Below are 25386 nucleotides of genomic sequence, written 5' to 3'. Positions count from 1 at the left end.
TCCCTTTGTGAAAAAGGTTTGATGACATGATGTCCGAAAGGTCTTATCCAGTTTTGAGGGTTCACCTCAAGAAACAAAAGATGTGGTGGCGAGAGCGAAGAGGTCACACCTGTTCCCATGCCGAACACAGCAGTTAAGCTCTTCAGCGCCGATGGTAGTCGGGTCGATCCCCGTGAGAGTAGGACGCTGCCACGTTAACGTAAACCGAAAGCATATGCTTTCGGTTTTTTTGATATATTAATATGAATTAATTTTTTTATTTTTTCTACAAGGAAGGAGGTTTTAGGGTGGAACAAATCTATACCTTAACGGAGAACTTGGATGTCTTTTTAATTCGTTTAAGCTTTGCTTTATTATTATCAGGATTAATAGGCTTTGAGAGAGAACTTAAAAACCACTCAGCCGGTTTTCGCACACATATATTAGTTGGGATAGGCTCTTGTTTAATGATGTTATTATCTTTATATGGATTTGAAGCTTTCATAGAAGCGAATGATAATATCCGTTTTGATCCATCTCGTATCCCCTCTTACGTGATCAGTGGTATAGGATTTTTAGGAGCAGGAACAATTATTGTTAATGGAATGACGATTAGAGGCCTAACCACGGCTGCTTCGATTTGGACAGTTGCAGGCTTGGGGTTAGTGGTAGGCGCTGGAATGTATGGTGTTGCTTTATTAGCTACTGCACTCGTATTGTTAAGTCTTGTTTTCTTAAATAATTTAGAAAAGAAATATGTCACTCATTATTTTAAAAATAGTTATGTTATTACCGCTGAAGAATTTGTAAAGATCAGTGACATCATGTCTGTTTTTGATGATCAAGGCATTGTTCTCCAGCGTTTTGAAGTAGAAAATGAACCCCGGCAGCGTAAAACGATTTTTATTCACGTGGAACGTAAGCAAACCGTTGACGAAGCTGCTTTATTAGAAAAGCTTTCTCATATTGATACTGTGGTGCAAGTCACTCGCAGAAAATAACCGACTATACGATTTATTTCGTATAGTTTTTTTGTTTTAACCTATTCCGATTTAGGGAATGATTACTCATGTAACTCAAAACATTTTAGTTGCGTGCGGGACAAAAATTAGTATAATGAAATTAAGGTCAAAGATAGTCAAAGTCAAAAGAGGAGGAGGGAAAATGCGGAATATTTCTGACATCATTGAAGAGTATCTAAAAAATATTTTAGATGAGAATCAAAAGCACACCATTGAAATTAAGCGCAGCGAGATTGCTGATCAATTTCAATGTGTACCTTCACAGATCAATTACGTGATTAAAACTCGCTTTACTGTGGAAAAGGGCTATATAGTGGAAAGTAAACGTGGTGGCGGAGGTTATATCCGCATAAGACGTGTACAGCATCGTTCTGAATCACAAATGATTGATGATATCGTCAATATGATTCAGCCAGAGGTGTCACAATCCGTAGCGTTGGATATTATAGAACGATTAAAAGAAAATGAAAGCATTACGGAACGTGAAGCTAGAATGATGGCAAGTGTAATGGAGCGAGAAGTACTTGCTTTCCCTCTTCCTCTGAGGGATGAAATTCGCTCTAGGATACTCACGGCTATGTTATTCACCTTAAAGTATCAAAGTTAGGTAAGGAAGGAGAAGGTTTTATGGATTGCCAACGTTGCCATAAACGCCCTGCAACGGTTCATTTAACGCAAGTAATTAACGGTGAAAAAACGGAAGTTCATGTATGTGAATATTGTGCAAAGGAAAAAGGGTATATGAACGAAAGTGAAGAAAATTTCACGTTAAATGACTTATTATCAGGGCTTTTCAATTATGAACAACCTCCTTCTTTTAAAGGTCAACCATCTAAGACTTATCAGCCAAATAAAACTTTGAAGTGTCCAACTTGTGGATTGACTTATCAAGAGTTCGCCCAAATTGGAAAATTTGGCTGTGCAGATTGCTATAAAACCTTTGATGAACGCTTAAACCCTATCTTTCGTCGTGTCCATAGTGGAAACACGAAGCACAATGGTAAGGTTCCAAAGCGAGAAGGAGGAAACTTGCACGTAAAAAGGCAAATGGATCACTATAAGTCAGAACTTCAGAGGCTTATAGAGCAAGAAGAATTTGAGGAAGCAGCAAAAGTAAGAGATCAGATTCGTTCGCTTGAGCAGCAGCTTCATCACGGAAAGGGGGATGAAGAATAATGTCTTTAGAGCAATTTATTAATGAAGCCATTAGCCCCTGGATGAAAGAAGAAGGCCCGGATAGTGATATTGTCATGAGCAGTCGAATACGACTGGCTCGGAATTTTCAGAAATATCCTTTTCCTGTGATTTCTTCAGAAGAACGAATGAAAGAAATTCTAGATTTTTTTAAACAAGAATATAAAGGTCAATCTTTTAGGGATTATAAGGGTTTTGAAGTAGTAGAAATGAGTGATTTACAGCAGATTGAAAAAAGGGTACTGGTTGAAAAGCATTTGATCAGTCCTCATCTTATAGATCACTCTAAAAATTCTGCTGCATTAATCTCCCAAAATGAACAGGTTTCGATTATGATTAATGAAGAAGATCATATTCGTATTCAATTATACTTCCCCGGATTCCAGCTTGATCGTGCGTTAGAACAAGCGTCTCAACTGGATGACTGGTTAGAAGAAAAAGTGGATTACGCCTTTGATGAAAATAGAGGGTATTTAACAGCCTGTCCAACAAATGTAGGAACAGGGATGAGAGCATCGGTTATGATGCACTTACCAGCCTTAGCTATGACGCATCAGATCAACCGAATGACACCGGCGATCAACCAGCTTGGTTTAGTGGTCCGCGGAATTTATGGAGAAGGCAGCGAAGCTTTAGGGAACATTTTTCAAATATCGAACCAAATTACGTTAGGGAAGTCAGAAGAAGACATTGTAGAGGATCTGCATAGTGTTGTTAGGCAGCTGATCGACCAGGAACGTAAAGCGCGTCAAACTTTACTGCACCGCTCAGGAGTTCAGCTTGAAGATAGAGTTTTTCGTTCCTATGGTGTTTTGAAGCACAGTCGAATCATAGAGTCTAAAGAGGCAGCTAAATGTTTATCTGATCTCCGACTTGGAATCGACTTAGGGTTCATCGATCGTATTCAAAAAAACATTTTAAATGAACTGATGGTCCTTACTCAACCAGGATTTTTACAACAATATGCGAAAGAATCTTTATCCCCGTCTGAGCGGGATGTTCGCAGAGCATCATTGATTCGTGAAAGACTTCAATTAGAAAAACAAGAATAAATCGTTAGGAGGTCATGTCCATGATGTTTGGACGATTTACAGAAAGAGCACAGAAGGTATTAGCATTAGCTCAAGAAGAAGCTGTACGATTAGGCCATAACAATATTGGAACTGAGCACATTTTATTAGGGTTAGTTAGTGAAGGGGAAGGAATTGCGGCTAAAGCGCTGACAGCGTTAGGTCTTGAATCCAGTAAAATTCAACAAGAAGTTGAGAACTTAATTGGCAAGGGCGAAAAGGTTTCCCAGACGATTCACTACACTCCTCGTGCGAAGAAGGTCATCGAGTTATCTATGGATGAAGCTCGTAAGCTAGGCCATTCTTACGTAGGTACTGAACACATTCTTCTCGGGTTGATCCGAGAGGGTGAAGGAGTGGCAGCCCGCGTTCTTAACAACCTTGGTGTAAGCTTAAATAAAGCACGGCAACAAGTACTTCAGCTGCTTGGCAACAATGAATCTACTGGCGGTCAAAACCGACGCGGTGGAGGTTCAAGTGCACAAGCTGCTAACGCCAATACACCAACACTTGATTCCTTGGCTCGAGATTTAACAGCCATTGCTAAAGAAGGTAATATTGATCCAGTCATTGGGCGTAGTAAGGAAATACAGCGTGTTATCCAAGTATTAAGCCGTCGTACTAAAAACAACCCCGTGTTAGTAGGGGAGCCAGGTGTAGGTAAAACAGCTATTGCTGAAGGGCTTGCCCAGCAAATTATGAATAATGAAGTCCCTGAAATCCTGCGTGATAAGCGCGTAATGACATTAGACATGGGTACAGTGGTAGCTGGCACGAAATATCGTGGTGAATTCGAAGATCGCTTGAAAAAAGTGATGGAGGAAATTCGTCAAGCTGGCAACATCATTTTGTTTATTGATGAATTGCACACGCTAATTGGAGCAGGAGGCGCGGAAGGTGCCATTGACGCTTCGAACATTCTTAAACCATCTTTAGCACGTGGTGAATTACAATGTATCGGTGCCACAACCTTAGATGAATATAAGAAATATATTGAAAAGGATGCCGCTTTAGAGCGTCGTTTCCAGCCGATCCAAGTGGATGAACCAACCCTTGATGAATCCGTTCAAATCTTAAAAGGTTTGCGTGATCGTTATGAAGCTCACCACCGTGTAACGATTACTGATGATTCTATTGAGTCAGCTGTACGTTTCTCTGATCGTTATATCACTGATCGATTCTTGCCGGATAAAGCTATAGATTTAATTGATGAAGCTGCGTCTAAAGTACGTCTTCGTTCTTATACGGCCCCGCCTAACCTAAAAGAGCTTGAGCAAAAGCTTGAAGAAGTACGAAAAGAGAAAGACGCGGCTGTTCAAAGTCAGGAGTTTGAGAAAGCAGCTTCATTGAGAGACAGTGAACAGCGTCTACGAGATGAATTAGATAAAACAAAAGACGAATGGAAAGAAAAGCAAGGTCAAGAGGATTCTGAAGTGACAGTAGAAGATATTGCTTCCATCGTTTCAACCTGGACGGGTGTCCCTGTATCTAAAATGACAACAGAAGAAAGTGAACGTCTACTTCACTTAGAAGATACACTGCATAACCGTATTATCGGTCAAGAGGAAGCTGTCAAAGCTATTTCTAAAGCCATTCGCCGTGCTCGTGCTGGTTTGAAAGATCCTAAACGCCCGATTGGCTCCTTTATCTTCCTGGGACCAACAGGTGTAGGTAAAACAGAATTAGCACGTGCTTTAGCCGAAAGCATGTTTGGCGAAGAAGATGCAATGATTCGTATCGATATGTCCGAGTACATGGAGAAACACAGCACGTCTCGACTTGTTGGTTCACCTCCAGGTTATGTAGGATATGATGAAGGCGGACAGTTAACAGAGAAAGTGCGTAACAAACCTTATTCTGTTATCCTGCTTGATGAAATTGAAAAAGCACACCCAGAAGTATTTAACATTTTACTTCAAGTGCTGGAAGATGGCCGCTTAACAGATTCTAAAGGACGTGTAGTAGACTTCCGTAACACGGTGCTCATCATGACTTCTAATGTGGGAGCAAGTGAATTGAAGCAGAATAAATACGTTGGATTCTCTATGGATGAAGCCGATCAAAATTACAAAGACATGAAGTCTAAAGTAACAGATGAACTGAAGAAAGCGTTCCGTCCAGAATTCTTAAACCGTATCGATGAAACCATTGTTTTCCACTCTTTAGAGAGAAAACATATGAAGCACATCGTTACACTTATGGCAGAGCAGTTAAGAAAACGCCTGCTTGAACAAGAAATTGACTTTACGCTGACGGAAAAAGCAATCGAACACATTGCTGAAGAAGGCTTTGATCCAGAATACGGTGCACGTCCTCTTCGCCGCTCTATACAGAAAAACGTAGAAGATCTACTATCAGAAGAGCTGTTGAAGGAAAATATTCAAAAAGGTCAAAAAGTGAAAATTGACTTAAATGATAATAAAGAATTTACCGTTCACACTCAACAAGAAGCATAATTGAAGGTCAATTATGAATAAAATATGAAATGTTTAAAATCGGAAGGTGTTTGCCTTCCGATTTTTTTCCGATTTAGATATTCTTTAAGTAAGGCAATTTTAATGCAATTGATATCATCATGAAACTTTTTCACAAACCATATCGTATATAATGAGGTAGAGGAGAGGTAACCTTGGCAAAAAGAAAAACAAAATTTGTTTGTCAGGAATGTGGATATGAATCTCCTAAATGGATGGGGAAGTGTCCGGGTTGCCATCAGTGGAATACGCTCGTTGAGGAAGCGTCCATTACAGGCGGGTCACGACATGTTTTCCAAACCAATTCATCAGGAGCTGCAAAGCCAGAGAAAATTACGGCGATAAAATCAGAAAAAGAACCGCGTATGGAAACAGATATGCCAGAGTTAAACCGTGTACTTGGAGGCGGCATTGTGCCGGGCTCTTTGGTTTTAATTGGGGGAGATCCGGGTATCGGGAAATCAACATTACTCTTGCAAGTTTCTGCACAAGTAGCAAACAAATCGTTACCCGTTCTATATATTTCAGGAGAAGAATCTTCAAGGCAGACTAAGCTTCGTGCTGAAAGGCTGGGCATACAGTCAGATGAGTTATACGTTCTTTCGGAAACAAATTTACAGGACGTGTTAACGCAAATTGAGGAAATTGATCCAAAATTGGTCATCATTGACTCCATACAAACAATTTTCAAAGAAGATGTAACTTCAGCACCCGGAAGTGTCTCTCAAGTGCGTGAGTGTACGAGTCAATTAATGAGGATTGCCAAAAGTAAAGGCATTCCTATTTTTATAGTAGGCCACGTGACAAAAGAAGGGTCCATTGCCGGTCCGCGTTTACTTGAGCACATGGTAGATTCCGTTCTTTATTTTGAAGGTGAAAGACATCATACGTTTCGCATCCTGCGCAGTGTGAAAAACCGTTTCGGAAGCACACATGAGATGGGCATATTTGAGATGAAAGAGAAGGGCTTAGAAGAGGTTCTCAACCCTTCTGAAATCTTTCTTGAGGAAAGGTCCCAAGGAGCGGCAGGATCTATTGTAGTGGCTTCTATGGAAGGCACGCGGCCTGTATTAGTGGAGATCCAAGCATTAATATCACCGACTTCTTTTGGAAATCCTCGACGAATGGCAACAGGATTGGATAATAGCCGGGTTCCGTTATTAATGGCCGTACTTGAAAAGCGTGCAGGTCTCCTTCTTCAAAACCAGGATGCTTATATTAAAGTTGCTGGCGGAGTGAAGCTGGATGAACCTGCCATTGATTTAGCAGTGGCTATCAGTATAGCTTCAAGCTTTAGAGATCAAGTCTCAAATGGAAATGATGTAGTCGTCGGTGAAGTCGGATTAACAGGCGAAGTCAGGCGTGTAGCGAGAATAGAACAGCGGGTTCAAGAAGCAGCTAAGCTCGGATTTAAAAGGGTCATTATCCCACAGAAGAACCTTGATGGCTGGACACCTCCTGCTTCGATTCAAGTGGTAGGAGTCCGTACAGTGCAGGAAGCTATGCAAGTAACATTGGGGGATCGATAATGGAAGGGCATGATCATAAGGAAAATTCCATCGGAGAAATGCTGAAATTCGTGGCCCCGGGGACGCCCCTTCGTGATGGAATTGATAACGTATTACGGGCGAAAACAGGCGGATTGATTGTGATAGGTTATGGAAAAGAAATTCAGGAATTAGTGGATGGAGGCTTTCACATACAGTCTGAGTTCACTCCGGCTCACTTATATGAATTGGCTAAAATGGACGGTGCTTTAATTTTAAATGATGAAGGTACGGAAATCCTTTATGCCAATGCTCAACTGATGCCGGATCCTGATATTCTATCAACGGAGACGGGGATGCGCCACCGGACAGCAGAGCGTGTAGCGAAACAAACCGGTCACTTAATTATTGCCATTTCACAACGGCGAAATGTAATCACCTTGTATAAAGGGTCGATTCGTTATTCCTTGAAAGATATTGGCGTCATTTTAACGAAAGCTAATCAAGCCATTCAAACGCTTGAGAAATATAAAATTGTGCTCGATCAAAGTATTACTAATCTTGGAGCGATGGAGTTTGAAAATATGGTTTCCTTCTCTGAAGTCATTCAAGTTGTTCATCGCGTAGAGATGGTATTAAGGATTAAAACGGAGATCTTGAATTACGTGAATGAATTGGGTACGGAAGGGCGGCTCATCCAGTTACAATTAACAGAGCTCGTATCTAACATTGAGGAAGAAGCTTCCCTTTTATTGCGCGATTATAGCAAACGACCTGATTATGAACCGTATTACATTTTAAGAAAAATGCAAGAACACTCAGGTACTGAACTTTTATCAGATGATCAAGTGCTAAAACTTTTAGGTTATTCTTCTGGCACGAAATTGTCTGACCCGATTCACCCAAGGGGTTATCGAGTGATGCACAGAATTCCCCGACTGCCGGCTTTAATCATTGAGCACTTAGTTGAACGGTTTGGCACATTAAATGACGTCGTTCAAGCTTCAGTAAAAGAACTCGTAGAAGTTGATGGGGTTGGTGAAGTGAGAGCCAAGAAAATTGGCGAGGGATTGGAAAGAATACAAGAACAATTATTCGTAGATCGTCATTTATAACCAAATGGAATATTTTTCTGTAAATTGAAAAATAATGTCATTTGTGCTAGTTTATTAAACAACATTTCAACGTCTACGATTAATAGACCTTGAGGTTGGTCATAATGGAAAATGAGGAGGTGAAAGAAGTGCTTAAACGTATCGTTCAATTATTTATAGTTATAACCGGAGGAACAATCGGTTATCTATACATGCCGGAGCTTTTTTCAGTAATGGATGTATCCTGGCAAGGTTGGATCCAATCCGGAGTAGGGGCAATTGTCGGAGCACTTATACTATTTTTATTAACTTTTTGGGTAGTAGATTATATTGTTGATTTTCTCAGGTGGGTGGAGGACACCCTCGTTCGAGCCCCGGTTGCGGATCTGTTATTTGGAAGCTTAGGCTTAATCGTAGGTCTGATCATTGCCTATTTAGTGAATAATTTACTCCAGGATATTGAGATTAAAGTAGTTAGCCAGATTCTGCCTATATTTATCACATTTTTACTTGGTTATTTCGGCTTTCAAGTTGGATTTAAGCGAAAAGATGAATTTTTAAATTTATTTGCAAAGAAAGATAAGAAAGGCTCAGATGAAGATGACCTTTCTGAAGCACCAGTGGATCGATCCTTAATTCCGAAAGAAAAAATTCTAGATACGAGTGTCATTATTGATGGAAGAATTGCTGATATTTGTGAAACTCATTTTCTGGAAGGTACAATTGTTATTCCTCAGTTTGTGCTCGAGGAACTTCAGCATATTGCAGATTCATCGGATGGATTAAAGCGAAACCGCGGACGTCGTGGATTGGACATTTTAAATCGTTTACAGAAGGACCTCCCGGTTAAAGTGGAAATTTATGATGGGGATTTTGAAGAGGTTCAAGAAGTAGACAGCAAGCTTGTGAAACTTGCGAAAGTCATGGATGGGATCGTTGTGACGAACGACTTTAATCTAAATAAAGTATGTGAGTTCCAGAATGTTCAAGTCTTAAATATTAACGATTTGGCCAATGCGGTGAAACCAGTCGTTCTTCCTGGAGAAGAAATGACGATCCAAGTGATTAAAGACGGCAAGGAACAAAAGCAAGGAATTGGCTATTTAGACGATGGTACGATGATTGTTGTGGAAGAAGGAAAAGATTATATCGGCAAAACAATTGAAGTGGTTGTTACTAGTGTATTGCAAACTTCTGCGGGACGAATGATTTTTGCAAGGCCAAAATCACTTGAAAAAGCCTTATAAAAACGGTATAACAAATAGAGATTAGCAAAAGTGATAACTGCGTGTTATCGCTTTTGTTGTTTCACTTTATTTAAGGTGGTTATCATGATAAATTATACAGCGATCGTTTTAGCAGCCGGACAAGGAAAACGGATGCATGCAGGACAAAATAAACAATTTTTGATGATCAATGATTTGCCGCTTATCATACATACTTTAACTGTATTTGTGCAAGACCCTTGGTGCAATGAGATTGTGCTGGTTACGAATAAACAAGAGAATGCTCAGATGGAAGAAATCCTCCACCAACATCAACTAAGTGATCGTATGACTTTGGTCAATGGTGGTGCTGAACGACAAGATAGTGTTTATGAAGGGCTGCAGGCTGTCAAGCGAACGAACCAGCCCGTGTTTATTCACGATGGAGCTCGTCCTTTTGTAAAACGAGAGCATCTTCATCAGCTTGCTGAGGTGGTTACTGAACGCAGGGCAGGCCTGTTAGCCGTACCTGTGACGGATACCATTAAGCAAAAGCAAAAGGAGCAACTCATTACACTGGACCGTCATTCTCTTTGGGCTGCTCAAACCCCGCAAGGATTTCATTACCCTTTAATTCTCAAAGCTCATGAAGAAGCAAAATCACAAAATTATTATGGGACAGATGATGCGTCCCTTGTGGAACGTCTTGGTGAAGCGGTAAACGTGGTTGAAGGAAGTTATGACAACATGAAGCTGACTACGCCGGAGGATTTAGTAAAGGCTAAATCTTATGCTGCTCATAAAGGAAAGGTCGTGAAGGATACTATGATTCGTATTGGACAAGGCTTTGATGTTCATCAGTTTGCTGAAGGCCGTAAGTGTATAGTGGGTGGTATTGAAATCCCGCATGATAAAGGACTGTTAGGTCATTCTGATGCTGATGTTTTGCTTCATACGATAGCAGATGCTTGTCTAGGGGCTATTGGCGAAGGGGATATCGGTAGACATTTTCCAGATACCGACGATGCCTTTAAAGATGCGGATTCGGGAAAGCTTTTGCAGCAAGTGTGGAAGTTCGTGACGGATCAAGGGTACGAGCTGGGCAATATAGACTGCACTGTGATCGCTCAAGCTCCTAAAATGGCTCCTTATGTGGAGGAGATTCAAAGAAACATAGCTGCACTTTTAAACAGTGATGCAGAGCGCATTAACGTTAAAGCGACGACAACCGAAAAACTTGGTTTTACAGGTAGAAAAGAAGGGATGGCGGCCCAGGCTGTTGTTCTTCTGCAAAAATAGTCAACAATAGACAGTAAATAATGATAAAATGAATAAAATGGAGACGGATTTGAAAGGAGTTCATATTATGAGTAACGAAGTACGTGTGCGTTATGCGCCAAGTCCTACAGGCAACCTTCATATAGGGAATGCTCGTACGGCTCTATTCAATTATTTATATGCAAGAAACGCTGGAGGAAAGTTCATTATCCGCGTGGAAGATACAGATGCGAAGAGGAATGTAGCTGGTGGAGAAGAAAGTCAGCTGAATTACTTAAAATGGCTCGGTATTGAATGGGATGAAGGAGCGGATGTCGGAGGAGAATACGGCCCTTATCGTCAAATGGAGCGTTTAGATATTTATAATAAATATGTAGATGATCTGCTTGAGAGAGGTTTGGCTTATAAGTGTTATATGACGGAGGACGAGCTTGAAGCGGAACGTGAAGCTCAGATCAACCGTGGAGAAGCCCCTAAATACTCTGGTGCTCATAGTGATTTAACAGAAGAACAAGTAAAAGAGTTTGAGGCGGAAGGAAGAGAACCGAGTATTCGTATTCGCGTTCCTAAAAATTACACCTATGAGTTTAACGATATCGTTAGAGGTAAAATTTCTTTTGAATCCAGCGATTTTGGAGACTGGGTGATCGTTAAGAAGAATGGAACGCCAACCTACAACTTTGCTGTAGCCATTGATGATCATTTAATGGGAATTTCTCACGTCTTGCGCGGAGAGGAACACATTTCCAATACTCCTAAGCAATTGATGGTTTATGAGGCATTTAACTGGGAAGCTCCTAAATTTGGTCATATGACGTTAATCCTTAATGAAAATCGTAAGAAGCTGAGCAAACGTGATGAGCATATCCTGCAATTTATTGAACAATATAAGAATCTAGGATATTTGCCAGAAGCATTGTTTAACTTTATTACATTACTTGGCTGGTCCCCTGTGGGAGAAGAAGAAATATTCACCCAGGATAAATTAATTGAGATTTTCGACGCGGAGCGACTATCTACATCACCAGCCATCTTTGATCCAGCTAAACTGAAATGGATGAACAACCAATATATTAAAGCTTCAAGCTTGGAGCGTGTAGTAGATCTTGCTCTCCCTCACCTAATTGAAGCTGGCCGTGTAAGGGAGGATATGAGTGAAGAAGATCGTGAGTGGACGCATGAGTTAATTTCCCTTTACCATGAGCAAATGAGCTATGGAGCGGAAATTGTTGAACTGACTGACCTCTTCTTTAAAAAAGAAATCCAGTATGATGAAGATGCTTTAGAAGTTCTTAAAGGTGAGCAGGTCCCAGAGGTGCTAGAAGCATTTAAAGGAAAGCTCGCAGAATTAGATGAGTGGACGCCTGAGAACATTAAAGCTCAAATCAAGGCGACTCAAAAAGAAACGGGACATAAAGGTAAAAAATTATTTATGCCAATTCGAGTAGCTACAACAGGTCAGACTCATGGTCCTGAATTGCCAAATGCGATTCGTCTGCTTGGCCTGGAGACCGTTACGATCCGATTGAATGACGCTTTAAAACAAATCCAAGACTAATCTGTTCACAAATTGCAACTTTTCACATATAGTAAAGGTACCCATATGGAACGTAGATGAGGAGAAGTAGGAGAACCTTTCTTTACACAGAGAAAATCACCTTTGGCTGGAAGTGATTTTAAGGGAAGGCTCTGAAATGCACCTCTGAGTCCCTGGTTGAATGAAGTAGGCTGGGGCGGTCGCCTGCCGTTATTAGGGAGAGTGAGGGAAGTACGTTTCCTAAACAGAGTGGAACCGCGCATAACGCGTCTCTGTGCTAATTAAGCACAGGGGCGCGTTTTTTATATAGGAATAACCAACGTTGAGCACAAGTCACTGTGCCTGAATCTTATAAGTAAAGAGAAGGAGGATGCCGGATGGGATGGTTTAAAGTGTTTAAAGAAGATGTAGATGTCGTGTTTGATCAAGATCCAGCGGCACGTTCCTATATTGAAGTGATTTTAACGTACTCCGGGCTTCATGCTACGTGGTCTCACAGGATTGCTCACGCTTTTTATAAAAGGAAATTCTTTTTCCTGGCCCGAATCATTTCACAAATCAGTCGTTTCTTTACTGGAATTGAAATTCACCCAGGTGCGAAAATAGGCCGCCGCTTCTTTATTGATCACGGCATGGGAGTTGTCATCGGGGAAACGTGTGAGATTGGTGATAATGTGACCCTTTTCCAAGGGGTAACCCTGGGGGGGACAGGAAAAGAAAAAGGAAAACGTCACCCAACGCTAAAGGATAATTCATTAGTCGCTACAGGGGCGAAAGTTTTAGGTTCTATCACGATTGGCGAGAATTCAAAGGTAGGAGCAGGGTCCGTTGTGTTAAAAGATGTGCCTGATAATTCAACCGTTGTGGGGATTCCAGGTCACGTCGTCATTCAGGACGGGAAGAAGATTCGCCAAAAAGACTTGGATCACCATAAGCTCCCGGACCCTGTATATGATCGTTTAAACGAAATGGAAGAAGAAATCAAGCAACTTTGCTTACAATTAGAACAAGAGGAAAAAGGAGCGGAACAGGATGAGCATAAAAGTATTCAACACGCTGACAAGAACTAAAGAACCTTTCACCCCACTCGAAGAAGGCAAGGTCAAAATGTACGTATGCGGTCCTACAGTATATAACTATATTCATATCGGTAACGCTCGGCCGGCGATCGTTTTCGATACGGTTCGCAGATATTTCGAGTACAAGAACTTTGATGTGCAGTATGTATTAAACTTTACAGACGTTGATGATAAATTAATCAAAGCTGCGAACGAGTTAGGAGAAGAGGTTCCAGATATCGCCAACCGTTTTATTCAAGCGTATAAAGAGGATGTAGGAGCCTTAGGAGTTAAAGAAGCGGTCCACCACCCTCGCGTAACGGAAAATATGGAGGAAATCATCCAGTTTATTGATGGCTTAATAGAAAAAGACTTTGCTTATGAGTCTGGCGGCGATGTTTATTTCCGTACACGTTCTTTCAACGAGTATGGCAAGCTTTCTCATCAGTCCATTGATGAACTGCGTTCTGGAGCTCGTATTGAAGTAGGAGAGAAAAAAGAAGACCCGCTTGATTTTACTTTATGGAAAGAAGCGAAAGAAGGAGAAATTGCATGGGAGAGTCCGTGGGGTAAAGGGCGTCCGGGCTGGCATATTGAATGCTCCGCTATGGCGAAGAAGTACCTTGGCGATACCATTGATATCCACGCGGGCGGCCAAGACTTAACATTCCCTCACCATGAAAATGAAATTGCTCAATCAGAAGCAAATAATGGAGAATCTTTTGCTCGTTACTGGATGCATAATGGGTATATCAACATTGAAAATGAGAAAATGTCTAAATCCTTAGGGAATTTTGTACTTGCTCATGACTTAGTGCAGAAGCATGACCCCCAAGTGATTCGCTTCTTCATGTTGAGCGTGCACTATCGTCACCCCATTAACTTTAGCGATGAGCTGCTAGCCGGTGCTAAGAGCAGTTTTGAACGCATTCGTAACGCCTATGAAAACTTACTTCACCGTAAAGATTCAAGCTTAAATTTAACAGATGAAAAGACGTATTGGTTAGAAGAAGCCGCTAAACATAAACAACAGTTTATTGCGGAGATGGATGATGATTTCAATACAGCCAATGCGATCTCTGTATTGTTTGATTTAACAAAAACGGCTAATTTGTATTTGCAATCAGAACAGACCCATACAGAAGTGATTGATCAATTTTCCGAAACGCTTAAAGAACTTGCAGGGGTATTAGGGCTGCAGCTTGAACAAGAAGTGGAGCTGTTAGACGAGGAAATTGATGCGTTGATTGAGGAAAGAAAACAAGCGAGAAAAGAACGTAATTTTGCTCGTGCTGATGAAATCCGTGATGAGCTTAAAGCACGAAACATTATTTTAGAAGACACCGCCCAGGGCACTCGTTGGAAGCGGGGGTAAGAGGATGACTTTTACAAATGTGAAGCAGATGAAAAGCCTCGCCCTCGCCTATATGGGTGACGGGGTGTACGAATTGTATGTAAGGAAGCATTTATTACAGCAGGGTCAAGTGAAGCCTGAGCAGCTGCACAGGGCGGCTATTCAGTTTGTGTCTGCTAAATCACAAGCTCAGGTGGTACGAGCCTGGCAAGAGGAAGAGCTTCTTACTGAAGAGGAAGAAGGTGTGTTAAGAAGGGGACGCAATGCAAAGTCTGGAACGGTTCCGAAAAACACGGATGTACAAACGTATCGATACTCCACAGCATTTGAAGCGGTTTTAGGTTTTCATTATCTTTCAGGCAATGAGCAGCGCTTAGAAGAGTTAATTGGACGAGCCATTGAGCTGGTAGAAGAGAGGAGAGAAGCGAAATGAATGAAGAATGGATCATTGGAAAAAATCCAGTGTTAGAAGCGATAAAGTCTGGGCGTTCTATTAATAAAGTGTTTGTTTCTGAGCAGCTTCAGTACCAGTCAGTAAAGAAAATTGAACAAGCAGCCAAAGAAAATGGCGTGCTTGTACAGAAAGCTCCGAAGAAAAAAATTGATCAGCTTGTCGAAGGTAACCACCAGGGAGTCGTCGCGGCTGTCGCTGCTTATGAATATAGCGATATAGATGATTTGTTTGCCCGAGCGAATGAAAAAGGAGAGGAACCATTTTTCATCATTTTAGATGAGATTGAGGATCCTCATAATTTAGGATCAATCCTTCGTACTGCGGACGCTAGTGGTGCTCATGGCGTCATCATTCCAAAAAGACGCTCCGTTGGATTAACTTCTACGGTAGCGAAAACTTCCACAGGGGCGATTGAATACATTCCAGTCGCTCGCGTTACCAATTTATCACGCACAATTGATGAATTGAAAGAACGTTTTGTTTGGGTGGTAGGCACCGATGCCAAAGGGACAGAGGATTACCGAGAATTAGATGGCAAAATGCCTTTAGCTTTGGTCATTGGCAGTGAAGGAAAAGGGATGAGTCGATTAACAAAAGATAAATGTGACTGGACCGTAAGTCTTCCAATGGCCGGGAAGGTGACCTCTTTGAATGCTTCAGTAGCTGCCTCACTGCTTATGTATGAAGTGTATCGAAAACGTCACCCTGTCGAGGGATAATACAATGAATGTACTAATCGTTGACGGATACAACATCATTGGGGCTTGGCCGGAACTAAAACAGCTTAAAGACAAGGATTTAGGACAGGCAAGAGATTTGTTGATTGAAATGATGGCAGAGTATCAATCCTATACGGGGGATCGGGTCATTGTTGTTTTTGATGCTTATCATGTGCGAGGACTCGAAACGAAGCAAAAAAGCTTTAAAGTGGAGACGATCTACACGAAAGAAAATGAAACAGCGGATGAACGAATCGAGAAATTATCCGGACAATTAAATGATGTTCGTACACAAGTTTATGTGGCAACATCCGATTATGCCGAACAGAGAACCATTTTTGCACAAGGTGCTTACCGGAAATCGGCAAGGGAATTATATATCGAAGTTAAGAACATTGAACAAGAAATAAAAAAAGATTTAGAAACCCATAAAGAGGTTCAATATCAGTCTAAAATTCCGATAAATAAAGAGATAAGAGATATTTTTGAGAAGTGGAGAAGAGGCAATAAATAACAAACGCCATATTGACGCTTTTGAAGCGCTTACTGTATAATATTTCTATATTTAGGTACCACAGTCGGAGGGATCCTGAGTGAGCATCGGACAAACAAAGATAGGCATCGAGAAGTTGGATTTCAGTCAACTTGATGACGAAGAAATCATTGAGCGGATTAACCACGGGCAAGTCCAGGCTCTAGATTTTTTAATTGATAAGTACAAAAATTTCGTTCGTGCCAAAGCACGGACGTATTTCCTCATTGGCGCAGATCGGGAAGACATTGTACAAGAAGGCATGATTGGTCTTTATAAAGCCATTCGTGATTATCAAGGGGACAAGCTTTCGTCTTTTAAAGCCTTTGCCGAACTGTGCGTCACTCGTCAAATTATTACCGCAATTAAAACTGCCACTCGCCAAAAACACATTCCACTCAATTCATATGTTTCTCTCGATAAGCCGATATTTGATGAAGAAGCGGACCGAACGTTATTAGATGTCATAGCAGGCTCGAAAGCGATTGACCCACAGGAACTTATGGTCAATAAAGAAAGGTTTGGGGACATAGAGGAGAAGATCTCTGAACTGCTTAGTGAACTGGAACAGCAGGTTCTCTCCTTGTATTTAGACGGTAAAACGTATCAGGAGATCTCCGTAGAACTGAAGAGACATGTTAAATCTATTGATAATGCGCTTCAGAGGGTCAAACGAAAGCTTGAAAGATACATTGAATTCTCTGAAACAACTTAACTATCATGCAATTGACACTAGGTTGTAAGCGTGCTACATTAGTGAAAGTGAATAAACCTCTAGGACGAGGTGACTGTCGATGAGAAAGAAAGTAATTTTAGCTTGTACCCAATGTCAAAGTCGTAATTATACTACAAATATAAATCGCTCAAATCAGTCTGAACGTTTAGAAGTTCGCAAATTTTGTAAGACTTGTGGTGAACATACACTTCATCGCGAAACAAAATAGAGGATGAAGCCGGTTGGCGTAAGTTTGGGGGTAGTACGATCATGTTTAAATTCTTGAAAAATGTATCGCGCGAGATGCGTAAAGTTAGCTGGCCAAAAGGGCAAGAATTAACGAAGTATACCATTACCGTACTTTTTACCGTAGCTTTCGTATCTGTGTTTTTTGCGGTTGTTGACTTAGGCATTACACAAATACTTGAACTTATTCCTAGCTAATAGTACAGTCAGTTTTGTGATATACTAGTTAATAGTCTTGTACAAAAAACCCGTCTGACGGGTTTTTTCATGTTGGAAATCCTTTTAAAAATGAACGATAAGGGAGGGAAGGGCAAGCCACTTGTCCTGTGTAAATGGAAAAAAGATGGTATGTGGTTCACACGTATTCAGGTTATGAAAACAAGGTGAAGACCAATTTAGAGAAGCGAGTCGAGTCAATGGGAATGGAAGATAAGATTTTCCGTGTCCTTGTTCCTGAAGATGAAGAAACGGAAATTAAGAATGGCAAGCGTAAAGTGAATAAGAAAAAAGTTTTCCCTGGCTACGTTATTGCTGAAATGGTAATGACGGATGATTCCTGGTATGTTGTGCGCAATACACCCGGGGTGACTGGTTTCGTTGGTTCGACCGGCTCTGGCTCAAAGCCGATCCCTCTCTTACCTGAAGAAGTCGATACCGTGCTGAAGCGTATGGGTATGACAGAGCCAACATCAGCAGATATTGATTTTGAAGTGAAAGAAAGTGTTAAAGTAACAGATGGACCTTTTGCTAACTTCACAGGTACGATCGAATATATTGATATTGATAAACAAAAAGTGAAGGTCCACGTTAATATGTTCGGTCGTGAGACGCCAGTTGAACTGGACTTCTCTCAAATAGAAAAATTATAAATCCCTTTCCCCTTGCATTATCATTAAATAAATGCTAGAATTCTTATGTTCTTTATGTGCCTCAGAAAAGAGGCGTTAATGCATATTGCGTTGAGTGGGAGGGGAAAACCCTATTACCACATCACGGACTTTAAGGAGGTGTGTCTCGTGGCTAAAAAAGTTATTAAAGTTGTAAAGCTACAGATTCCAGCAGGTAAAGCAAACCCAGCTCCACCGGTAGGACCGGCACTAGGACAAGCGGGTATTAATATCATGGGCTTCTGTAAAGAATTTAACGCTAAAACACAAGATCAAGCAGGAATGATTATTCCGGTTGAGATCTCTGTTTTTGAAGATCGTTCTTTTACATTTGTTACAAAAACTCCACCAGCTGCTGTTCTACTTAAGAAAGCAGCGGGGATCGAATCAGGTTCAGGTGAGCCAAACCGTAACAAGGTAGCTACTGTTAAACGCGATCAAGTAAAAGAAATCGCTGAAACAAAAATGCCTGACTTGAACGCTGCTGACGTTGAAGCTGCAATGCGTATGGTTGAAGGTACAGCGCGCAGCATGGGAATCACAGTTGAAGACTAATCCCACAGCGTCACTCTAATGGAGTTGAAGGTTGCGACACAGGAGTGATCCTTGGTTCGCAACCTTTATTCGTGGGAGGTTAATCCGTTAAAACCACAATGAGGAGGAAATTAAAAAATGGCTAAGAAAAGCAAAAAGCAACAAGAGCTACAAAAGCTTGTTGATCGTACAAAAGCTTATCAAGTAAATGAAGCAATCAGCCTTGTGAAAGAAACGTCTAAAGCTGGATTTGATGAAACTGTAGAAGCAGCTTTCCGTCTTGGAGTAGATCCTAAGAAAGCGGACCAACAAATCCGTGGAGCTATGGTTCTTCCGCACGGAACTGGTAAAACACAGCGTGTACTTGTTTTCGCTAAAGGTGATAAAGCGAAAGAAGCAGAAGCTGCTGGAGCAGATTACGTAGGAGAGCAAGACTTGATTAATCAAATTAATCAAGGATGGTTCGATTTCGACGTAGTCGTTGCAACGCCTGACATGATGGCTGAAGTTGGTAAACTAGGTCGTGTGCTAGGACCAAAAGGTCTTATGCCTAACCCTAAAACAGGCACAGTAACTTTCGAAGTTGAAAAAGCAGTAAATGAAATCAAAGCAGGTAAAGTAGAATACCGTGTTGACAAAGCTGCTAATATTCATGTACCAATCGGAAAAGCTTCTTTCGATGAAGGAAAGCTTAAAGAAAACTTCGAAGCGATTACTGATGCTCTAGTTAAAGCTAAGCCACAAGCTGCGAAAGGTACTTACATGCGTAATGCTGCAGTATCTTCCACTATGGGCCCTGGCATCAAAGTTGATGTTTCTAGCTACGTTAAGTAATCAATGGTTGACTTTCCGTTTTTAATTATTTATAATTAGAAACGTTGTATAAATTAAATACGTTATACCGAAGACAGTAGGTGCGGTGATCCGCTTAAATTTCCTGCCGAGGTGTGTGAATAAACAGTCCAGCATCGTTGCTGTGCTGACATACGTACCTCCATGTCTTCATGGGGGTACTTTTATTTTATGTAAAACACGAACTCCAATCGGTATGATGCTAAGTCAATAGGAGGTGGAACGATGAGCAATATTATTGAGCAAAAGCAGCAGGTTGTTACAGAAATCGCTGAGAAACTTCGCAACAGTAAATCTGCTGTACTAGTAGACTACCGCGGGCTTGATGTATCAGAAGTTACAGAGCTACGTGCTCAGCTTCGTGAAGCAGGCGTAGATTTCAAAGTGTACAAAAACACAATGACTCGCCGTGCGACTGCGGAAACTGAACTAACTGATCTTGATGAAGTCCTAACTGGACCGACAGCTCTTGCGACTAGTGAAGATGACGCTGTTTCTCCAGCGAAAATCTTGAACAACTTTGCGAAAGATCATGACAGCCTTGAACTTAAAGGCGGCGTGATCGAAGGAAAAGTTGCTACTCTTGAGCAAATCAAAGAGCTTGCTACTCTTCCAAACTACGAGGGACTTGTTTCTATGTTCCTAAGCGTGCTACAAGCACCAGTACGAAACTTCGCATACGCGACAAAAGCAATTGCGGAACAAAAAGAAGAAGAAAGTGCATAAGCTTGCACTCGTTTACGGTTAATAAAAATATTTTAAAATCTAAGGAGGAAATTTCTCATGTCTAACGAACAAATTATCGAAGCGATTAAAGAAATGTCTGTTCTTGAGCTTAACGACCTAGTTAAAGCAATTGAAGAAGAATTTGGTGTATCTGCTGCTGCTCCAGTTGCAGCTGGTGGTGCTGCTGCAGGTGGCGAAGCTGAAGAAGAGCAAACTGAATTTGATGTAGTACTAGAATCTGCTGGAAGCTCAAAAATTAAAGTAGTTAAAGCAGTTCGCGAAATCACTGGTCTTGGTCTTAAAGACGCAAAAGAGTTAGTTGATAACGCACCTGGCGCTGTTAAAGAAGGCGTTTCTAAAGACGAAGCTGAAGAAGTTAAAGCTAAGCTAGAAGAAGCTGGAGCTTCTGTAGAAGTTAAGTAATGATAGAATGAAGAAAAGCTCGCTGTTTATCGGCGAGCTTTCTTTTTCCTTATCTTTCTTATAAGAAGGTGTGCTGAATGTCTGAGCATTATTATTCCAAAACAACAGAGGCCAAAAGTGAAGAACGGTCGTGGTCATTTGCTCTGAAAGGGAATGAATTCACTTTTACTACAGACCATGCTGTCTTTTCTAAAGGAGAGGTGGATTTTGGGTCAAAAGTACTCATCGACGCCTATACGCCGCCTGATATACAAGGTGACATCCTTGACCTCGGATGCGGGTATGGTCCGATAGGGTTAGCAATCGCTAAAGCCGACCTTGACCGAAAAGTTGTGATGGTAGATGTCAATGAGCGAGCGTTAGCTCTAGCTAGTAAAAATGCTAAACAGAATCAAGTTGAGAATGTTATGATTAAAGAAAGTGATCGCTTTTCCAATCTAGAGGGTCACTCATTTGCGGCTGTCCTAACCAATCCGCCGATTCGTGCAGGAAAGCAAGTGGTACATGCTATGTTTACAGAATCGTTTACGGCATTAAAGCCTAACGGAGAATTATGGGTGGTTATACAGAAGAAACAAGGGGCTCCCTCTGCGAAAGAAAAGTTGGAAGAGCTTTTCGGGAATGTAGAATTGGTCGTGAAGAAGAAAGGCTATTACATCCTCAAGGCTAAAAAGGTTTGACTCGATTTTTTGTGTGTGGTATTATTGAAAAATGCCAGTATGACCTTTTTGTTGTCAAGTCTTTTTTTCACTCTTTGTATAAAAGGGTGAGAAATGGATAGAATGGTAAATCGTACATGTAGATTGAAATGAGGTTTTTGTTTGAAAACCCTTTTTCTTTTTTGTCTAACGTTAGAGAGAAATGAAGAAACACCATTCGCTAAATATGCGGATGTTTAAATAGTGCTTGTGGCAAGATCAACCGCAAGCCTGTTCGGCATGTCTTTGCCGAACCCTTTTTTCGTTTTAAAAATGCTTGATTGAAGGGGTGAATCTGTTGACAGGTCAACTAGTTCAATATGGACGACACCGCCAACGCAGAAGTTACGCACGTATTAGTGAGGTATTAGACTTACCGAACCTAATTGAAATTCAAACCGCATCTTATGAGTGGTTCTTAGAAGAAGGTTTGAAAGAGATGTTTAAAGACATCTCACCTATTGAAGATTTCACTGGGAATCTGTCACTTGAATTTGTAGATTACAGCTTAGGGGAGCCGAAGTATCCGGTCGATGAATCAAAAGACCGTGACGTGACTTACAATGCTCCGCTGCGCGTGAAAGTACGTCTATTAAATAATGAGACAGGTGAAGTGAAAGAACAAGAAGTATTTATGGGAGATTTCCCGTTAATGACTGATACTGGTACATTTATTATTAATGGTGCCGAACGAGTCATTGTATCTCAACTTGTTCGCTCTCCTAGTGTCTATTTTAATAAAAAAATAGATAAGAACGGAAAGCGTGGATATACAGCTACGGTTATTCCGAACCGTGGAGCTTGGTTAGAATTTGAAACGGATGCTAAAGATGTTGTTCATGTTCGTATCGATCGTACACGTAAGCTTCCGATCACCGTATTACTTCGTGCATTAGGATTTGGAACGGATCAAGAAATCATTGATTTGATCGGTGAAAATGAATATTTGAAGAATACGTTAGAGAAAGACAACACTGAAACCAGTGAGAAAGCATTGCTTGAAATTTATGAACGTTTACGCCCTGGTGAGCCGCCGACGGTAGAAAATGCGAAAAGCTTGTTAGTTTCTCGCTTCTTCGATCCAAAGCGTTATGACTTGGCTCGCGTAGGACGATACAAAATGAATAAAAAGCTTCACATCAAAGAACGCCTCTTCAATCAAACGTTAGCAGAAACTCTTGTTGATGAAGAAACGGGTGAAGTTATTGCTGAGAAAGGTGCGAAAATCGATCGTCGTTTGTTAGATCGTTTAATTCCACACTTTAACAATCAGGAAGAAACAATGAGCGAGCGAGTACTTGATCCTGTAGATGGCGTACTAGAAGAACCAATTCGCGTTCAATCTGTGAAAATAGTAGATCCAACAGACCCTGAAGGTGAACGTTCTATCAATGTTATTGGGAACGCGAACATTGACCGCGATGTAAAACACATTACTCCTGCGGATATTTTGTCATCTATCAGCTACTTCTTTAACTTGCTTCACACTGTTGGAGGCACAGATGACATTGACCACTTAGGAAACCGTCGTCTCCGTTCAGTTGGTGAATTGCTGCAGAACCAATTCCGTATTGGACTATCTCGTATGGAGCGTGTAGTTCGTGAACGTATGTCTATTCAAGATACGTCTTCCATTACACCGCAGCAGCTGATTAACATTCGTCCTGTGATCGCGTCGATTAAAGAGTTCTTCGGAAGCTCTCAGCTTTCGCAGTTTATGGACCAGACTAACCCACTTGCAGAGTTAACGCATAAGCGTCGTCTGTCAGCGCTTGGACCGGGTGGTTTAACACGTGAGCGCGCAGGTTTTGAAGTTCGTGACGTTCACTACTCCCACTACGGTCGTATGTGTCCGATCGAAACACCAGAAGGACCAAACATTGGTTTGATTAACTCCTTATCTTCTTATGCGAAGGTAAACGAGTTTGGATTTATTGAAACACCGTATCGTCGCGTAGACCCTGAGACAAACCAGGTAACTTCTCATTTTGATTATTTAACAGCTGATGAAGAAGACCATTATGTTGTCGCACAGGCCAACGCTAAGTTAAATGAAGACGGTTCTTTTACCGATGAAGAAGTTATTGCTCGTTTCCGCGGGGAAAACACAGTAGTAAACCGTGAGCGTCTGGATTACATGGACGTATCTCCAAAACAAGTAGTATCCGCTGCGACAGCATGTATTCCATTCTTAGAAAACGATGACTCTAACCGTTCTCTAATGGGAGCAAACATGCAGCGTCAAGCAGTACCTCTATTAAAGCCTGATGCACCGATTGTAGGTACAGGTATGGAATATGTATCTGGTAAAGACTCTGGAGCTGCTGTAATCTGCCGCCACGAAGGAACTGTAGAACGTGTGGAAGCAAAAGAAGTACTTGTCCGCCGTATCTCTGAAGTAGATGGCAGAGAAGTAGAAGGTGACTTAGATCGTTACCGTCTTCAGAAATTCATTCGTTCAAACCAAGGAAGCTGTTACAACCAGCGTCCAATCGTGTCTAAAGGAGACCGCGTCGTAAAAGGTGAAATCCTTGCGGACGGGCCTTCAATGGATATGGGTGAATTGGCACTTGGTCAAAACCCTCTTGTAGCATTCATGACATGGGACGGTTATAACTATGAGGATGCTGTAATCATGAGTGAACGCCTTGTGAAAGATGACGTGTACACTTCTATTCATATCGAAGAGTATGAATCTGAAGCACGTGATACGAAGCTTGGACCTGAGGAAATTACTCGTGACATTCCAAACGTAGGGGAAGATGCATTGCGTGATTTAGACGAACGTGGAATCATCCGCGTTGGGGCTGAAGTAAGCGATGGTGACCTTCTAGTAGGTAAAGTAACTCCTAAAGGGGTGACTGAACTATCTGCTGAAGAGCGACTTCTACACGCTATCTTTGGAGAGAAAGCTCGTGAAGTTCGTGATACTTCTCTACGCGTGCCTCATGGCGCAGGTGGAATCGTACTTGATGTTAAGATCTTTAACCGTGAAGACGGCGATGAACTTCCTCCTGGTGTAAACCAATTAATCCGTGTTTACATCGTTCAGAAGCGTAAGATTTCTGAAGGGGACAAAATGGCCGGACGTCACGGAAACAAAGGTGTTATTTCGAAAATACTTCCAGAAGAAGATATGCCGTACTTGCCGGATGGAACACCGGTAGACATCATGTTGAACCCATTAGGTGTACCATCTCGTATGAACATCGGGCAAGTTCTTGAACTGCACCTTGGTATGGCTGCTCGTCAGCTTGGCATCCGTGTTGCGACACCAGTATTTGACGGTGCCCGTGAGGAAGATGTTTGGGAAACTCTCGATGAAGCCGGAATGGCTCGAGATGCTAAAACCATCTTATATGATGGAAGAACAGGCGAGCCGTTTGATAACCGTATCTCTGTCGGAGTCATGTATATGATTAAACTGTCTCACATGGTTGACGATAAACTGCACGCGCGTTCTACTGGACCTTATTCCTTAGTAACGCAACAGCCTCTAGGAGGTAAAGCACAGTTTGGCGGACAACGTTTTGGTGAGATGGAGGTATGGGCGCTTGAAGCATATGGTGCTGCCTATACGCTGCAAGAAATTTTAACGGTTAAGTCCGATGACGTCGTTGGTCGTGTGAAGACATATGAAGCGATCGTTAAAGGTGATAACGTACCGGAACCTGGTGTGCCAGAGTCATTTAAAGTTCTAATTAAAGAGCTTCAAAGCTTAGGTATGGACGTTAAGATTCTTGATGGTGAAGATGAAGAGATTGAAATGCGTGATATTGAAGAAGATCAAACGCAAGAATCTGAGAACATGAATCTCGAAGAACAATAAGGCTAATTGTTAAAGCTTA

The 25386-nt window shown here is 41.5% G+C and carries 25 protein-coding genes, 1 rRNA gene and 2 other annotated features; all 26 genes read left to right on the top strand.

Annotation, left to right across the window (positions count from 1 at the left end; all coding sequences use genetic code 11):
* The first annotated feature begins 81 nt into the window (after nucleotides 1–81).
* The 26 genes from rrf to rpoB all read left to right on the top strand — a co-directional run bounded on the left by rrf (nucleotide 82) and on the right by rpoB (nucleotide 25367).
* Nucleotides 82–195, top strand: a 5S ribosomal RNA gene (gene rrf, locus IEV27_RS19270).
* Nucleotides 196–287: 92 nt separating this feature from the next.
* On the top strand, nucleotides 288–980 hold the full coding sequence (locus IEV27_RS19265; protein WP_373868132.1) for an MgtC/SapB family protein: 693 nt from the start codon (nucleotides 288–290) through the stop codon (nucleotides 978–980).
* A gap of 163 nt (nucleotides 981–1143) precedes the next feature.
* The gene (locus IEV27_RS19260; protein ID WP_188379139.1) at nucleotides 1144–1608 is read left to right on the top strand and encodes a CtsR family transcriptional regulator; all 465 of its coding nucleotides are present in this window, start codon (nucleotides 1144–1146) and stop codon (nucleotides 1606–1608) included.
* Nucleotides 1609–1628: 20 nt separating this feature from the next.
* On the top strand, nucleotides 1629–2177 hold the full coding sequence (mcsA, locus tag IEV27_RS19255; RefSeq protein ID WP_188379138.1) for a protein-arginine kinase activator protein McsA: 549 nt from the start codon (nucleotides 1629–1631) through the stop codon (nucleotides 2175–2177).
* A complete protein-coding gene (gene mcsB, locus IEV27_RS19250; RefSeq protein ID WP_188379137.1) occupies nucleotides 2177–3247 on the top strand; it encodes a protein-arginine kinase McsB in 1071 nt (356 codons plus the stop codon). The genes mcsA and mcsB overlap by 1 nt, the downstream gene beginning before the upstream one ends.
* A gap of 20 nt (nucleotides 3248–3267) precedes the next feature.
* Nucleotides 3268–5721: an ATP-dependent protease ATP-binding subunit ClpC gene (gene clpC, locus IEV27_RS19245; protein WP_188379136.1), complete on the top strand. Its 2454-nt coding sequence runs from the start codon at nucleotides 3268–3270 to the stop codon at nucleotides 5719–5721.
* Nucleotides 5722–5894: 173 nt separating this feature from the next.
* Nucleotides 5895–7268, top strand: a complete 1374-nt coding sequence (radA, locus tag IEV27_RS19240; RefSeq protein ID WP_188379135.1) for a DNA repair protein RadA — start codon at nucleotides 5895–5897, stop codon at nucleotides 7266–7268.
* Nucleotides 7268–8341 (top strand): DNA integrity scanning diadenylate cyclase DisA, encoded by a 1074-nt coding sequence (gene disA, locus IEV27_RS19235; protein WP_188379134.1) that lies wholly within the window; start codon nucleotides 7268–7270, stop codon nucleotides 8339–8341. The genes radA and disA overlap by 1 nt, the downstream gene beginning before the upstream one ends.
* A 128-nt stretch (nucleotides 8342–8469) precedes the next feature.
* Nucleotides 8470–9567: a PIN/TRAM domain-containing protein gene (locus IEV27_RS19230; protein ID WP_188379133.1), complete on the top strand. Its 1098-nt coding sequence runs from the start codon at nucleotides 8470–8472 to the stop codon at nucleotides 9565–9567.
* 84 nt (nucleotides 9568–9651) lie between these two features.
* Nucleotides 9652–10824, top strand: a complete 1173-nt coding sequence (locus IEV27_RS19225; protein ID WP_188379132.1) for a bifunctional 2-C-methyl-D-erythritol 4-phosphate cytidylyltransferase/2-C-methyl-D-erythritol 2,4-cyclodiphosphate synthase — start codon at nucleotides 9652–9654, stop codon at nucleotides 10822–10824.
* Nucleotides 10825–10891: 67 nt separating this feature from the next.
* A complete protein-coding gene (gene gltX / locus IEV27_RS19220; RefSeq protein WP_188379131.1) occupies nucleotides 10892–12361 on the top strand; it encodes a glutamate--tRNA ligase in 1470 nt (489 codons plus the stop codon).
* A gap of 44 nt (nucleotides 12362–12405) precedes the next feature.
* Nucleotides 12406–12617: a binding site (T-box leader), on the top strand.
* A 100-nt stretch (nucleotides 12618–12717) separates the two neighbouring features.
* Nucleotides 12718–13410, top strand: a complete 693-nt coding sequence (cysE, locus tag IEV27_RS19215; RefSeq protein ID WP_188379130.1) for a serine O-acetyltransferase — start codon at nucleotides 12718–12720, stop codon at nucleotides 13408–13410.
* Complete coding sequence (gene cysS / locus IEV27_RS19210) at nucleotides 13373–14773, top strand: cysteine--tRNA ligase (RefSeq protein WP_188379129.1); 1401 nt, start codon at nucleotides 13373–13375, stop codon at nucleotides 14771–14773. Before cysE ends, cysS begins: the two co-directional genes overlap by 38 nt.
* A gap of 4 nt (nucleotides 14774–14777) precedes the next feature.
* The gene (locus IEV27_RS19205) at nucleotides 14778–15185 is read left to right on the top strand and encodes a Mini-ribonuclease 3 (RefSeq protein WP_188379128.1); all 408 of its coding nucleotides are present in this window, start codon (nucleotides 14778–14780) and stop codon (nucleotides 15183–15185) included.
* Complete coding sequence (gene rlmB / locus IEV27_RS19200) at nucleotides 15182–15925, top strand: 23S rRNA (guanosine(2251)-2'-O)-methyltransferase RlmB (RefSeq protein WP_188379127.1); 744 nt, start codon at nucleotides 15182–15184, stop codon at nucleotides 15923–15925. Before IEV27_RS19205 ends, rlmB begins: the two co-directional genes overlap by 4 nt.
* A 4-nt stretch (nucleotides 15926–15929) precedes the next feature.
* Nucleotides 15930–16439 carry an NYN domain-containing protein gene (locus IEV27_RS19195; protein WP_188379126.1) on the top strand — a complete coding sequence of 170 codons (510 nt, stop codon included), beginning with the start codon at nucleotides 15930–15932 and terminating at the stop codon, nucleotides 16437–16439.
* Between the two features lie 79 nt (nucleotides 16440–16518).
* The gene (gene sigH / locus IEV27_RS19190) at nucleotides 16519–17172 is read left to right on the top strand and encodes an RNA polymerase sporulation sigma factor SigH (RefSeq protein ID WP_188379125.1); all 654 of its coding nucleotides are present in this window, start codon (nucleotides 16519–16521) and stop codon (nucleotides 17170–17172) included.
* Nucleotides 17173–17251: 79 nt separating this feature from the next.
* Nucleotides 17252–17401 carry a 50S ribosomal protein L33 gene (gene rpmG, locus IEV27_RS19185; protein ID WP_188379124.1) on the top strand — a complete coding sequence of 50 codons (150 nt, stop codon included), beginning with the start codon at nucleotides 17252–17254 and terminating at the stop codon, nucleotides 17399–17401.
* Nucleotides 17402–17442: 41 nt separating this feature from the next.
* The gene (gene secE / locus IEV27_RS19180) at nucleotides 17443–17616 is read left to right on the top strand and encodes a preprotein translocase subunit SecE (RefSeq protein ID WP_188379123.1); all 174 of its coding nucleotides are present in this window, start codon (nucleotides 17443–17445) and stop codon (nucleotides 17614–17616) included.
* Nucleotides 17617–17750: 134 nt separating this feature from the next.
* A complete protein-coding gene (gene nusG / locus IEV27_RS19175) occupies nucleotides 17751–18287 on the top strand; it encodes a transcription termination/antitermination protein NusG (protein ID WP_188379122.1) in 537 nt (178 codons plus the stop codon).
* Between the two features lie 147 nt (nucleotides 18288–18434).
* Entirely contained in the window at nucleotides 18435–18860 is a 426-nt protein-coding gene (rplK, locus tag IEV27_RS19170) for a 50S ribosomal protein L11 (protein WP_173917969.1), read from the top strand.
* A 117-nt stretch (nucleotides 18861–18977) separates the two neighbouring features.
* Nucleotides 18978–19673 carry a 50S ribosomal protein L1 gene (gene rplA / locus IEV27_RS19165; RefSeq protein ID WP_188379121.1) on the top strand — a complete coding sequence of 232 codons (696 nt, stop codon included), beginning with the start codon at nucleotides 18978–18980 and terminating at the stop codon, nucleotides 19671–19673.
* A gap of 49 nt (nucleotides 19674–19722) precedes the next feature.
* Nucleotides 19723–19868 (top strand) — a sequence feature (ribosomal protein L10 leader region).
* 48 nt (nucleotides 19869–19916) lie between these two features.
* Nucleotides 19917–20417, top strand: a complete 501-nt coding sequence (gene rplJ / locus IEV27_RS19160) for a 50S ribosomal protein L10 (RefSeq protein ID WP_188379120.1) — start codon at nucleotides 19917–19919, stop codon at nucleotides 20415–20417.
* A gap of 57 nt (nucleotides 20418–20474) precedes the next feature.
* Nucleotides 20475–20840, top strand: coding sequence for a 50S ribosomal protein L7/L12 (rplL, locus tag IEV27_RS19155; RefSeq protein ID WP_188379119.1), 366 nt, complete (start codon nucleotides 20475–20477; stop codon nucleotides 20838–20840).
* A 77-nt stretch (nucleotides 20841–20917) separates the two neighbouring features.
* Entirely contained in the window at nucleotides 20918–21520 is a 603-nt protein-coding gene (locus IEV27_RS19150; protein WP_188379118.1) for a class I SAM-dependent methyltransferase, read from the top strand.
* A 316-nt stretch (nucleotides 21521–21836) separates the two neighbouring features.
* Nucleotides 21837–25367 (top strand): DNA-directed RNA polymerase subunit beta, encoded by a 3531-nt coding sequence (gene rpoB, locus IEV27_RS19145; RefSeq protein ID WP_188379117.1) that lies wholly within the window; start codon nucleotides 21837–21839, stop codon nucleotides 25365–25367.
* Nucleotides 25368–25386 lie beyond the last annotated feature (19 nt).

Source organism: Halobacillus andaensis (assembly GCF_014636475.1).
GTDB classification, from domain to species: Bacteria; Bacillota; Bacilli; order Bacillales; family Halobacillaceae; genus Halobacillus_A; species Halobacillus_A andaensis.
Note: the sequence above shows the minus strand (reverse complement) of the source record. Positions and strands in the feature narration are given on the sequence as shown.

Excerpts from the sequence above, each read along its gene's own strand:
- disA (WP_188379134.1), top strand. The coding sequence starts at position 7,268 with ATGGAAGGGCATGATCATAAGGAAAATTCCATCGGAGAAATGCTGAAA.
- rlmB (WP_188379127.1), top strand. The coding sequence starts at position 15,182 with ATGAATGAAGAATGGATCATTGGAAAAAATCCAGTGTTAGAAGCGATA.
- mcsB (WP_188379137.1), top strand. The coding sequence starts at position 2,177 with ATGTCTTTAGAGCAATTTATTAATGAAGCCATTAGCCCCTGGATGAAA.
- cysS (WP_188379129.1), top strand. The coding sequence starts at position 13,373 with ATGAGCATAAAAGTATTCAACACGCTGACAAGAACTAAAGAACCTTTC.
- secE (WP_188379123.1), top strand. The coding sequence starts at position 17,443 with ATGTTTAAATTCTTGAAAAATGTATCGCGCGAGATGCGTAAAGTTAGC.
- cysE (WP_188379130.1), top strand. The coding sequence starts at position 12,718 with ATGGGATGGTTTAAAGTGTTTAAAGAAGATGTAGATGTCGTGTTTGAT.
- gltX (WP_188379131.1), top strand. The coding sequence starts at position 10,892 with ATGAGTAACGAAGTACGTGTGCGTTATGCGCCAAGTCCTACAGGCAAC.
- rplA (WP_188379121.1), top strand. The coding sequence starts at position 18,978 with ATGGCTAAGAAAAGCAAAAAGCAACAAGAGCTACAAAAGCTTGTTGAT.
- clpC (WP_188379136.1), top strand. The coding sequence starts at position 3,268 with ATGATGTTTGGACGATTTACAGAAAGAGCACAGAAGGTATTAGCATTA.
- IEV27_RS19205 (WP_188379128.1), top strand. The coding sequence starts at position 14,778 with ATGACTTTTACAAATGTGAAGCAGATGAAAAGCCTCGCCCTCGCCTAT.
- nusG (WP_188379122.1), top strand. The coding sequence starts at position 17,751 with ATGGAAAAAAGATGGTATGTGGTTCACACGTATTCAGGTTATGAAAAC.
- rplJ (WP_188379120.1), top strand. The coding sequence starts at position 19,917 with ATGAGCAATATTATTGAGCAAAAGCAGCAGGTTGTTACAGAAATCGCT.
- IEV27_RS19260 (WP_188379139.1), top strand. The coding sequence starts at position 1,144 with ATGCGGAATATTTCTGACATCATTGAAGAGTATCTAAAAAATATTTTA.
- rpmG (WP_188379124.1), top strand. The coding sequence starts at position 17,252 with ATGAGAAAGAAAGTAATTTTAGCTTGTACCCAATGTCAAAGTCGTAAT.
- IEV27_RS19225 (WP_188379132.1), top strand. The coding sequence starts at position 9,652 with ATGATAAATTATACAGCGATCGTTTTAGCAGCCGGACAAGGAAAACGG.
- mcsA (WP_188379138.1), top strand. The coding sequence starts at position 1,629 with ATGGATTGCCAACGTTGCCATAAACGCCCTGCAACGGTTCATTTAACG.
- IEV27_RS19195 (WP_188379126.1), top strand. The coding sequence starts at position 15,930 with ATGAATGTACTAATCGTTGACGGATACAACATCATTGGGGCTTGGCCG.
- rplL (WP_188379119.1), top strand. The coding sequence starts at position 20,475 with ATGTCTAACGAACAAATTATCGAAGCGATTAAAGAAATGTCTGTTCTT.
- IEV27_RS19150 (WP_188379118.1), top strand. The coding sequence starts at position 20,918 with ATGTCTGAGCATTATTATTCCAAAACAACAGAGGCCAAAAGTGAAGAA.